The sequence below is a fragment of the Pseudomonas sp. B1(2018) genome (genome assembly GCF_003097365.1).
GTDB lineage: Bacteria > Pseudomonadota > Gammaproteobacteria > Pseudomonadales > Pseudomonadaceae > Aquipseudomonas > Aquipseudomonas laurylsulfatiphila.
On the sequence record NZ_PYUK01000002.1, the window covers coordinates 540,533 to 551,125 of the forward strand.

The window sequence follows — 10,593 nt, forward strand, 5'->3', positions numbered from 1 at the left end:
AAACATTGGGGCACGCCGGACGTGCCCCATGTCTGTACCGCCGTTTAGATCGTCAGGATCGCCTGCGCCAGTTGTGCGTCTGTTGCACTCAGTTGTGGCGCCTTATGGCGAATGTGATCGAGGGCGCTTTCCAGCTTCACACCGCGGATGGAGCCTTCGCTGGCGACGAAGCTGGCGGCGTCGTCACGGGCGGCGAGGACGATCTTGTCATCCTTGAACGACGACGAAACGATGTTGGTGGTCGCATCGGAAGTGGCCTTGAGCGCGTTGACCACAGCATCCGTGGTCACGATGAAGCTGGTGGCTTGGGCACTGGCAGCCACGGCAAACAGGGCCGCGGCGCTAAGCAGGCGAAGACGGGACATGGGGTAACTCCTTTTGGTAGACCATTTGAAATATGGCGCAGTGTCTGCAAAGTCAGACGCCAGGCACTCGGCGTTCGCCACGTTCTGAAGTGATATTAGGCCTGTCTGTGTCGGTTCGAACAGTCCCGGCCCTGCACGCAGGAAGTCAGCGCCAGAACGGTTTATCCAATTCATTGCTGCGGTCGGCGTGGCTGATACCCAGATCCGCTAGCTGGCGATCATCGAGTTGAGCCAGCAAACGTCGCGTTCTCGCCCTTTCCAGGCTGGCGCAGAGCCCTTTGAGCAGCCCTCGAAGCCTCTGCTGGCAAGGTCTCGATTGAACCGATGGAATGGAAAAATCCTGTACGTTCTTCATGGCACGGTCCCTGTCCTGATAAGTGGAGAGCTCCATGCTGACACCCGCCGAATAGTCACTACAGACACACAGAGGCTAAATTGTACTCATGCAGTTTGTTGTTATTGAAAACTGTACTGGTTGTCAGGATAGTCTTCTGTAAGACCGGGTTTGCCGGGCCAAAACGACAAAACCCGTCGTGGTTGCCCACGACGGGTTCTGTTTTTTCAATTCGGGTTGCTGGCGGTGGACCTTAAGGTCAGAGCCAGCGACGCTAACTTAGCGCCAGAACGGCTTGCTCAGCTCTTCGTAGCGTTGTGCTTCGCTAATCCCGGCGTCAGCCAGCAGACGCGAATCCAGGCGAGCCAGTTGATGGCGGCTGGTAATGCGGCGCTGCCACAACATCAGGTTGGCGATAACGCGCAGAGGCAGGGAAGCCTGGGTTTTTGCAGCAGTGTCTTCGAAAAACAGATCGGAACTGAGTGTACGTTCCATGGTGGTCATCCTTCCGCTTGTGGCGGGATTAGGTAGTGGTTTAACTGGTGCCCATGATCCTCTTGTTTGCCTAGTCTCTGTAGATACAGTTCATCTGTATTGTGAGAGCTCAGTTAACTGTTTATAGGGGGTGTACTGGTCGAAATTGAGGCAACTGTACTTGTCTGCACTGTTTAAGTGCAAAAATGCTGTTTTACCCCGATGAGGTAGGAATTTTCCGTAGGAAATGACCAGTACAGCAGTACAGTTTTTTTCATATTGCGAGGGCGGCAAGGGCAAGCTGGCGAAACTGTGTTTGCGCCAGCTGCTATCTGTAGCAATTACTTCTTCAGCATGTGCCCGGTTTCTTCCAGGTTTATGTGCCAACTGAGTGCGTCACGCAGGATGTGCGGGGTGTGTCCGCCGATGGCGCACGCTGCAGTGAAGTAATCATTCAGCGCCTGGCGGTAATCCGGGTGCACGCACTTGTCGATGATCACCCGGGCACGCTCCCTGGGCGCCAGGCCTCGCAAGTCTGCCAGGCCCACTTCGGTCACGAGGATGTCGACATCATGTTCGGTATGGTCGACATGGCTGACCATCGGCACCACGCTGGAGATCGCACCGCCCTTGGCGATCGACTTGGTCACGAACACGGACAGGTGCGCGTTGCGCGCAAAATCGCCCGAGCCGCCGATGCCGTTCATCATCCGGGTGCCGCAGACGTGGGTGGAGTTGACGTTGCCGTAGATGTCGAACTCCAGCGCCGTGTTGATGCCGATGATGCCGAGGCGGCGCACGACTTCAGGGTGGTTGGAGATTTCCTGCGGGCGCAGGACGAGTTTGTCCTTATAGCGCTCCAGGTTGCCGAACACATCGGCGTTGCGCCGGCTCGACAGGGTGATCGAGCTACCCGAAGCAAAGCTCAGCTTACCGGCGTCGATCAGGTCGAAAGTCGAGTCCTGCAGCACCTCGGAATACATCGTCAGGTCTTCGAACGGCGAGTCGATCAGGCCACACATCACCGAGTTGGCGATAGTGCCGATACCGGCTTGTAGCGGACCGAGCTTGTTGGTCATGCGTCCGGCGGCCACTTCCTGTTTGAAGAAGTCGATCAGGTGGTCGGCAATGGCTTGGGTTTCGGCGTCTGGCGCCAGCACCGTGGAGGGTGAGTCAGCCTGATTGGTGACCACGATGGCGACGATTTTTTCCGCCGGAATCGGGATGGCGGTGCTGCCAATGCGGTCGTCGACTCTGACCAATGGGATCGGAGTGCGGGTCGGGCGATAGGTCGGGATATAGATGTCGTGCAGACCTTCGAGGTTCGGATTGTGCGCCATGTTGATCTCGACGATCACGTGCTTGGCGAAAATCGCGAAGCTGGCCGAGTTGCCTACCGAGGTGGTTGGCACGATATGCCCTTGTTCGGTGATCGCAACGGCTTCAATCACGGCAATGTCCGGCAGTTTCAATTGCTGGTTGCGCAATTGCTCCACGGTTTCCGACAAGTGCTGGTCGATGAACATGACTTCACCGGCGTTGATCGCCTTGCGCAGGGTGCTGTCGACCTGAAACGGCATGCGTCGCGACAGTACGCCAGCTTCGGTCAACTGCTTATCGAGGTCGTTGCCCAGGCTGGCGCCAGTCATGAGGCTGATCTTCAGCGGCGTGACCTTGGCGCGCTCGGCCAGCGCCTGAGGAACGGCCTTGGCTTCGCCAGCGCGAGTGAAGCCACTCATGCCGACGGTCATGCCGTCCTCAATCAGAGCGGCAGCGTCGGCAGCGCTCATCACTTTGTCCAACAACGAAGGCAGGCGAATACGGTCACGGTACATGGATTGTTATCTCGGGCAACAGGTAGCAGGACGTGCAGTCTAGTGAATTGCGTCGACTTCTGTCCCGCTACCAAGGTCGCAATCGAGGCGTCTATTCCGGGCCTTTCAAGCAAAACACCGTTACCGGATCGGTAATAAAAGAATAGTTTGTCCGACGATTTGCGCAAACAAAAACGCCCCGACGAGTCGGGGCGTTCTGTGTGCCGCAGAGGTTTAGTCGACGGCTTTTACCATGTCTTCGATGACCTTTTTGGCGTCACCGAACACCATCATGGTTTTGTCCAGGTAGAACAGTTCGTTGTCCAGGCCGGCATAGCCGCTGGCCATCGAACGCTTGTTGACGATGATGGTCTTGGCCTTGAACGCCTCGAGGATCGGCATGCCGGCAATCGGCGATTTCGGATCGTTCTTCGCGGCCGGGTTGACCACGTCGTTGGCGCCCAACACCAGCACCACGTCGGCCTGACCGAACTCGGAGTTGATGTCTTCCATCTCGAACACCTGGTCGTAAGGCACTTCGGCCTCGGCCAGCAACACGTTCATGTGGCCCGGCATACGACCGGCAACCGGGTGGATCGCGTACTTCACGGTCACGCCGCGATGGGTCAGCTTCTCGGTCAGTTCCTTCAACGCGTGCTGCGCCCGTGCTACCGCCAGACCATAGCCCGGAACGATGATCACGGTGTCGGCGTTGGTCAGCAGGAAAGTCGCGTCGTCAGCCGAACCGGATTTCACCGGACGGGCTTCCTTGGCGCCTGCCGGACCTGCATCGGCTGTATTGCCGAAACCGCCGAGCAGTACATTAAAGAAGGAGCGGTTCATCGCCTTGCACATGATGTACGAGAGGATCGCACCGGACGAACCTACCAGCGAACCCGCGATGATCAGCATCGAGTTGTTCAGCGAGAAGCCGATACCTGCGGCTGCCCAGCCGGAGTAGCTGTTGAGCATCGACACGACCACTGGCATGTCCGCGCCACCGATCGGGATGATGATCAGCACACCCATGATGAAGGCCAGGGCCAGCATCAAGGCGAAGGCGCTGAGGTCGCCGGTCAACATGAAGGTGATGCCCAGGCCCAGGGTAGCCACGCCCAGCAGCAGGTTCAGTTTGTGTTGACCGGTGAACTGTACCGGTGCGCCCTGGAACAGACGGAACTTGTACTTGCCCGACAGCTTGCCGAAGGCGATTACCGAACCGGAGAAGGTGATCGCACCAATGGCGGCACCGAGGAACAGTTCCAGGCGGTTACCGGCCGGGATCGCGTCACCCAGTTGCGCAACGATGCCCAGCGACTGCGGCTCGACGACCGCCGCAATGGCGATGAACACCGCAGCCAGGCCGATCATGCTGTGCATGAAGGCGACCAGCTCGGGCATCTTGGTCATTTCAACGCGTTTGGCCATGATCGAACCGGCAGTGCCGCCGATCAGCAGGCCGACGATCACGTAGACGATGCCGTCATGGGCCAGCTCGGCACCGAGCTTGTAGATCAGGCCGACCGTGGTGAGGATCGCCAGGCCCATGCCGAGCATGCCGAACAGATTGCCGCGACGCGACGTGGTGGGGTGCGAAAGGCCCTTGAGCGCCTGGATAAAGCAGACCGAGGCGATCAAATACAGGGACGTAACCAGGTTCATGCTCATGCTTGCTGCACCTCAGCCTTGACTGCTTCGGCCTTGGCAGCCGGAGCTTTGGCCGCTTTCTTCTTGAACATTTCCAGCATGCGCCGGGTGACCAGGAAGCCACCAAATACGTTGACCGCGGCCAGGGCCACGGCCAGGGTGCCCATGGTCTTGCCCAGCGGGGTCACAGTGAGGGCGGCGGCGAGCATGGCGCCGACGATCACGATGGCCGAGATGGCGTTGGTGACAGCCATCAGAGGCGTGTGCAGTGCAGGTGTAACGTTCCAGACCACGTGGTAGCCGACATAGATGGCCAGCACGAAGATGATCAGGTTGTAGATACCGTGAGAGATCAGCATGTCTTCCATTGTTTTTATCCTCAGCCGTTCTTGCGCACGATCTGGCCGTCGCGGCACATCAGGCACGCGGCGACGATATCGTCTTCAAGGTTGATCACCAGTTGTCCTTCTTTATCGAACAACAGTTTCATGAAGTCCAGCAGGTTGCGTGCGTACAGCGCCGAAGCATCGGCCGCCACTGCGCCCGCCAGGTTGGTCGGGCCAACAATGGTCACGCCATTTTCGACGACCACCTGATCGGCCACCGTCAGCGGGCAGTTACCGCCCTGGGCGGCCGCGAGGTCGATGACCACCGAGCCCGGTTTCATCTGTGCCACGGTTTCTACGCTGAGCAGCGTCGGTGCCTTGCGGCCGGGAATCAGTGCTGTGGTGATGACGATGTCAGCTTGTTTGGCGCGCTCGTGCACGGCTGCGGCCTGACGCTGCATCCAGCTGGCCGGCATCGGCCGGGCGTAACCACCGACACCAACGGCGCATTCACGCTCTTCGTCGGTCTCGTAAGGCACGTCGACGAATTTCGCGCCGAGGGATTCGATCTGCTCTTTCACCGCAGGACGCACGTCGGAGGCTTCGATCACCGCACCCAGGCGTTTTGCCGTAGCAATGGCCTGCAATCCGGCCACGCCGGCACCCAGGATCAGCACGCGCGCCGCTTTCACGGTGCCCGCAGCCGTCATCAACATCGGCATGAAACGAGGGTAATGGTGAGCGGCCAGCAAGACAGCCTTGTAACCGGCAATGTTGGCTTGCGACGACAGCACATCCAGGCTTTGGGCGCGGGAGGTACGTGGCGCAGCCTCCAGGGCGAAGGCGGTAATGCCGCACTCGGCCATCTTGGCGATGGTTTCGTTGTTGAACGGATTGAGCATACCCACCACAACGGTGCCGCTTTTAATCAGCGCCAGCTCGCTGTCGCTGGGGGCGACCACCTTCAAAATCAGCTCTGCTCCAAACGCATCATTGGCGCTGCCAATGGTTGCGCCTGCCGCTTCATAGGCACTGTCGACAACACTGGCATTAACGCCGGCGCCGCTTTGTACAGTGACCTTATGACCCTGGCTGATCAGCTTCTTGATGGTTTCCGGGGTTGCAGCAACCCGTGTTTCACCGGTCTGGGTTTCGAGAGGAACACCAATGTGCACGTCAAATCTCCTGCGTGATCTTATTGAGTAAACCCATGCACTACGGATGGTGCGGCTGGGGCGGCCGATCAGCACGATCCCGCCAAATCAGGGCGGGGCGCGGCATTTTGCAGGCGAACTTTGTGCCCTTCAAGGGATTATGACGGGTGACGGAAAATTAACTACAAGTCACCCCGTGACCGAATGTCGCAACCAACCGGCTCGATCCCTTGCAGACCGTGCTTTACAAGGATTCTGGTCGAAATTGAAGAATTTATACATCGGCCGTATGAATGATGCGGCATCGCCTCGAAATAGTGGCGCAAAGCCGCATGATCAGGCGCTTGTGGGACGTTTGTACGACTTCTCGATACAGTTTGCTGTTATGCGACAAATCCGTATATCTGTAGGGCTTTTATTTTGCTGACTACGGGGTCAAGTAACGTGGGGGAGCCTTTACTCCTCTAAGCTGTAGCTGTGCGCCTGGTTTACCAGCCAGTCACGAAATGCCCTCAAAGACGCGGATTCGACCTTTCGCTCAGGAATCATCAGGTAATAAGCCTTGATGCTGGACAGTGCTTGCGGGTTGGCGATTACCAGGCGTTTTTCTTTCAACTCCCTTTGAATCAGGAACGGCGGAATCAGGGCAATGCCCATGTCATGCATGGCCGCCTGGGCGAGCATGGAGAATAGCTCGTAGCGGGGGCCTGTCATGTCTCGCGGGACATTCAGGTGTTGGGAATCGAACCACTGGCGCCAGGCATAAGGACGGGTGGTTTGTTGCAGCAGGGGCAAATCGGCGATTTCGCCGGGCGTAAGGCTGGTCTTGTTTGCGAGCAGGTTGGGGCTGCAAACGGGCATCGGATTTTCACCCATCAGCCTGTGAGATTCTGTACCCGACCAATCCGCGTCGCCGAAGTAGATCGCGGCATCGAAATCAGTGTCGGCGAACAGGAACGGGCGTGTGCGGTTGGTCAGGTTGACCGTCACTTCCGGGTGCTTGTGCTGGAAGTCCTTGAGTCGTGGCAGCAGCCATTGGGTACCGAATGTCGGGACCACGGCCAATTCGATTACGTTGGTGCCCTGCTGGCCCATCACGGACAGGGTGTCGCGCTCAACCGCATCCAGTTGAGTGGCGACCCGGCGGCTGTAGGAAAGTCCGGCCTCCGTCAGCTTCACTCCACGCCGCGAACGTCGGAACAGTTCTACGCTGAGGAACTCTTCAAGGCTGGCGATCTGTCGGCAAATCGCCCCCTGGGTCAGCGAAAGCTCCTGGGCGGCCTTGGTGAAGCTTTCATGGCGCGCCGCGGCCTCGAAGCTGATCAGGGCGGTGGTGCTGGGTATCTTCCTGCGCATGTACGTCAACCTCACTAATGCATCGCATAAAAGCTCTTTTGCGACGTTTCGGAGTGAGAAATTAGCACAACAGTATGCGAAATCCTCGTTTGCCGTAGCGTCGATCCAGGCCTAGGATCACTCCACGTTATTTGACCCGATTCGAGAGGACACACTCATGGGCGGTAAAGCTAGCTTCAACTGGATCGATCCCCTGCTGCTGGATCAACAGCTCACTGAAGAAGAACGCATGATTCGCGACACGGCTGCGCAGTTCGCGCAGCAGAGCCTGGCGCCGCGCATTCTTGAAGCTTTCCGCCATGAGAAGACCGATCCGGCGATCTTCCGCGAAATGGGCGAAGTGGGTCTGTTGGGTGCAACCATCCCGGAGCAGTACGGTGGCAGCGGCCTGAACTACGTCAGCTATGGACTGATCGCCCGTGAAGTCGAGCGTATCGACTCCGGTTATCGCTCGATGATGAGCGTTCAGTCCTCGCTGGTGATGGTGCCGATCAATGAGTTCGGTACCGAAGCGCAGAAGCAGAAGTACCTGCCGAAACTGGCCTCGGGCGAGTGGATCGGCTGCTTCGGCCTGACCGAGCCTAACCACGGTTCCGACCCGGGCGCGATGATCACTCGTGCACGCAAAGTGGAAGGCGGCTACAGCCTCACTGGCAGCAAGATGTGGATCACCAACAGCCCGATTGCCGATGTGTTCGTGGTCTGGGGCAAGGACGATGCCGGCGACATCCGCGGCTTTGTTCTGGAGAAAGGCTGGAAAGGCCTGAGCGCTCCGGCGATTCACGGCAAGGTTGGCCTGCGGGCATCGATCACCGGTGAAATCGTCATGGACAACGTGTTCGTGCCGGAAGAGAACATCTTCCCGGATGTCCGTGGCCTGAAAGGTCCTTTCACCTGCCTCAACTCGGCACGGTACGGCATCTCCTGGGGCGCACTGGGTGCGGCCGAGTTCTGCTGGCACACCGCTCGCCAGTACACCCTGGATCGTCAACAGTTCGGCCGTCCATTGGCAGCCACTCAGTTGATCCAGAAGAAGCTGGCCGACATGCAGACCGAAATCACCATGGCGCTGCAAGGCTGCCTGCGTCTGGGTCGTATGAAGGATGAGGGCACTGCGGCGGTCGAAATCACTTCGATGATGAAGCGCAACTCCTGCGGCAAGTCCCTGGACATCGCGCGCATGGCTCGCGATATGTTGGGTGGCAATGGCATCTCCGATGAGTTCGGCGTTGCTCGCCACCTGGTGAACCTGGAAGTGGTGAATACCTATGAAGGTACTCATGACGTCCACGCGCTGATCCTCGGTCGTGCGCAAACCGGCATCCAGGCCTTCTATTAACAGGAGGACGTCCATGGGCGCGCTATCGCATCTACGGGTACTGGATTTATCGCGGGTGCTGGCCGGGCCTTGGTCCGGGCAGATCCTGGCCGACCTCGGCGCTGAAGTGATCAAGGTCGAGCGCCCCGGTAACGGTGATGACACGCGCGCCTGGGGGCCACCCTTCCTTAAAGACGCTTATGGGGAAAACACCAGCGAGGCCGCCTATTACCTGTCGGCCAATCGCAACAAGCAATCGGTCACCATCGACTTCACTCGCCCCGAAGGGCAGAAGCTGGTGCGTGAGCTGGCGGCGAAGTCGGACATCCTGATCGAAAACTTCAAGGTTGGTGGTCTGGCGGCCTATGGCCTGGACTATGAATCGCTGAAGGCGATCAATCCGGACCTGATCTATTGCTCGATCACCGGGTTTGGCCAGACCGGTCCTTACGCCAAGCGTGCGGGTTATGACTTCATGATCCAGGGGCTGGGCGGTCTCATGAGTCTCACGGGGCGACCTGAAGGCGAAGAAGGCGCGGGGCCGGTGAAGGTTGGCGTGGCGCTGACGGACATTCTGACCGGGCTGTACTCGACTGTGGCGATCCTGGCTGCGCTGGCGCATCGGGATCACGACGGCGGTGGTCAGCATATCGACATGGCGCTGCTGGACGTGCAGGTGGCCTGCCTGGCCAACCAGGCCATGAACTACCTGACGACAGGCAATGCGCCTAAACGCTTGGGTAATGCTCATCCGAACATTGTGCCCTATCAGGATTTTCCTACGGCGGATGGCGATTTCATCCTTACCGTCGGGAACGACGGGCAGTTCCGCAAGTTCGCGGAAGTGGCCGGGCAGTCGCAGTGGGCGGACGATCCGCGTTTTGCCACCAACAAGTTGCGGGTGGCGAACCGCGCGCTGCTGATTCCGCTGATCCGCCAGGCAACGGTGTTCAAGACCACCGCTGAATGGGTGGCGCAGCTGGAGCAGGCGGGCGTGCCTTGCGGGCCTATCAATGACCTGGCGCAGATGTTTGCCGATCCTCAGGTCAAGGCGCGCGGCTTGGCCATCGAGCTGCCGCACGCGCTGGCGGGAATGGTGCCTCAGGTGGCGAGCCCTATTCGCCTGTCCGAAACCCCGGTGGAGTACCGGTTTGCGCCACCTCTGCTGGGTGAGCATACGCAGGAGGTATTGCATCGGGTCCTGGGGCTGGATGCTGGAGCGGTGTCTGCGCTCAAGGCGTCTGGCGTGCTCTGATTGCTCTCTTCTATATAGGGAAGCGTTTTTGCTTCTCTATATAGCCTTCAAATCTGGCGTTTTGGCGCTTTCTGCAAGTTGTTGATAGAAAAGCAAAATCAGTGCTTGACGGCAGATTCTGGAGGCCTATAATTCGCCCCACTTCCGGCGCAGTCGAAACGGAAAACTCCTTGATAAACAAAGAGTTACGCAGTTTTCGGCAGCAGGTTGCTTCAGGTCATCGAAGCGCCAAGGAAGTTGAAAAAGAGGTGTTGACAGCAGCGAGTAACGCTGTAGAATTCGCCTCCCGCTGACGAGAGATCGAAGGCGCAAGTGGTTAAAGTTGTTAAGGATTCCTTGAAAACTTCTGAAAAAAATCACTTGACAGTAAATGAGGCTGCTGTAGAATGCGCGCCTCGGTTGAGACGAAAAGCTCTTAACCAACCGCTCTTTAACAACTGAATCAAGCAATTCGTGTGGGTGCTTGTGGAGTCAGACTGCTAGTCAACAGATTATCAGCATCACAAGTTACTCCGCGAGAAATCAAAGATGTAACCAACGATTGCTGAGC

Annotated in this window: 10 protein-coding genes; 2 read left to right on the plus strand and 8 right to left on the minus strand. The window is 58.2% G+C overall.

What is annotated here, in order from left to right:
• Positions 1–44: 44 nt before the first annotated feature.
• The 8 genes from C9422_RS05020 to C9422_RS05055 all read right to left on the minus strand — a co-directional run bounded on the left by C9422_RS05020 (position 45) and on the right by C9422_RS05055 (position 7,470).
• Positions 45–365: a DUF2388 domain-containing protein gene (locus C9422_RS05020; RefSeq protein WP_095967832.1), complete on the minus strand. Its 321-nt coding sequence runs from the start codon at positions 363–365 to the stop codon at positions 45–47.
• A 145-nt stretch (positions 366–510) separates the two neighbouring features.
• Positions 511–720: a DUF1127 domain-containing protein gene (locus C9422_RS05025; RefSeq protein WP_116579896.1), complete on the minus strand. Its 210-nt coding sequence runs from the start codon at positions 718–720 to the stop codon at positions 511–513.
• A gap of 258 nt (positions 721–978) precedes the next feature.
• Entirely contained in the window at positions 979–1,194 is a 216-nt protein-coding gene (locus C9422_RS05030) for a DUF1127 domain-containing protein (protein WP_007969750.1), read from the minus strand.
• A 320-nt stretch (positions 1,195–1,514) separates the two neighbouring features.
• Positions 1,515–3,008 (minus strand): acetyl-CoA hydrolase/transferase family protein, encoded by a 1,494-nt coding sequence (locus C9422_RS05035; RefSeq protein ID WP_095967831.1) that lies wholly within the window; start codon positions 3,006–3,008, stop codon positions 1,515–1,517.
• Between the two features lie 213 nt (positions 3,009–3,221).
• A complete protein-coding gene (locus C9422_RS05040) occupies positions 3,222–4,655 on the minus strand; it encodes an NAD(P)(+) transhydrogenase (Re/Si-specific) subunit beta (protein ID WP_007969748.1) in 1,434 nt (477 codons plus the stop codon).
• Entirely contained in the window at positions 4,652–5,002 is a 351-nt protein-coding gene (locus tag C9422_RS05045) for an NAD(P) transhydrogenase subunit alpha (RefSeq protein WP_053152987.1), read from the minus strand. The genes C9422_RS05040 and C9422_RS05045 overlap by 4 nt, the downstream gene beginning before the upstream one ends.
• A gap of 11 nt (positions 5,003–5,013) precedes the next feature.
• The gene (locus C9422_RS05050; RefSeq protein ID WP_116579887.1) at positions 5,014–6,135 is read right to left on the minus strand and encodes a Re/Si-specific NAD(P)(+) transhydrogenase subunit alpha; all 1,122 of its coding nucleotides are present in this window, start codon (positions 6,133–6,135) and stop codon (positions 5,014–5,016) included.
• A gap of 435 nt (positions 6,136–6,570) precedes the next feature.
• The gene (locus C9422_RS05055) at positions 6,571–7,470 is read right to left on the minus strand and encodes a LysR family transcriptional regulator (RefSeq protein WP_116579888.1); all 900 of its coding nucleotides are present in this window, start codon (positions 7,468–7,470) and stop codon (positions 6,571–6,573) included.
• 157 nt (positions 7,471–7,627) lie between these two features.
• Between C9422_RS05055 and C9422_RS05060 the strand changes: the two genes are divergently transcribed.
• The gene (locus C9422_RS05060; RefSeq protein ID WP_007969743.1) at positions 7,628–8,809 is read left to right on the plus strand and encodes an acyl-CoA dehydrogenase; all 1,182 of its coding nucleotides are present in this window, start codon (positions 7,628–7,630) and stop codon (positions 8,807–8,809) included.
• Between the two features lie 13 nt (positions 8,810–8,822).
• Positions 8,823–10,043 carry a CaiB/BaiF CoA-transferase family protein gene (locus tag C9422_RS05065; protein WP_116579889.1) on the plus strand — a complete coding sequence of 407 codons (1,221 nt, stop codon included), beginning with the start codon at positions 8,823–8,825 and terminating at the stop codon, positions 10,041–10,043.
• Positions 10,044–10,593 lie beyond the last annotated feature (550 nt).

Coding starts and splice junctions, on each gene's coding strand:
- C9422_RS05065 (WP_116579889.1), top strand. CDS start 8,823: ATGGGCGCGCTATCGCATCTACGGGTACTGGATTTATCGCGGGTGCTG.
- C9422_RS05020 (WP_095967832.1), bottom strand. CDS start 365: ATGTCCCGTCTTCGCCTGCTTAGCGCCGCGGCCCTGTTTGCCGTGGCT.
- C9422_RS05025 (WP_116579896.1), bottom strand. CDS start 720: ATGAAGAACGTACAGGATTTTTCCATTCCATCGGTTCAATCGAGACCT.
- C9422_RS05045 (WP_053152987.1), bottom strand. CDS start 5,002: ATGGAAGACATGCTGATCTCTCACGGTATCTACAACCTGATCATCTTC.
- C9422_RS05030 (WP_007969750.1), bottom strand. CDS start 1,194: ATGGAACGTACACTCAGTTCCGATCTGTTTTTCGAAGACACTGCTGCA.
- C9422_RS05040 (WP_007969748.1), bottom strand. CDS start 4,655: ATGAGCATGAACCTGGTTACGTCCCTGTATTTGATCGCCTCGGTCTGC.
- C9422_RS05035 (WP_095967831.1), bottom strand. CDS start 3,008: ATGTACCGTGACCGTATTCGCCTGCCTTCGTTGTTGGACAAAGTGATG.
- C9422_RS05060 (WP_007969743.1), top strand. CDS start 7,628: ATGGGCGGTAAAGCTAGCTTCAACTGGATCGATCCCCTGCTGCTGGAT.
- C9422_RS05055 (WP_116579888.1), bottom strand. CDS start 7,470: ATGCGCAGGAAGATACCCAGCACCACCGCCCTGATCAGCTTCGAGGCC.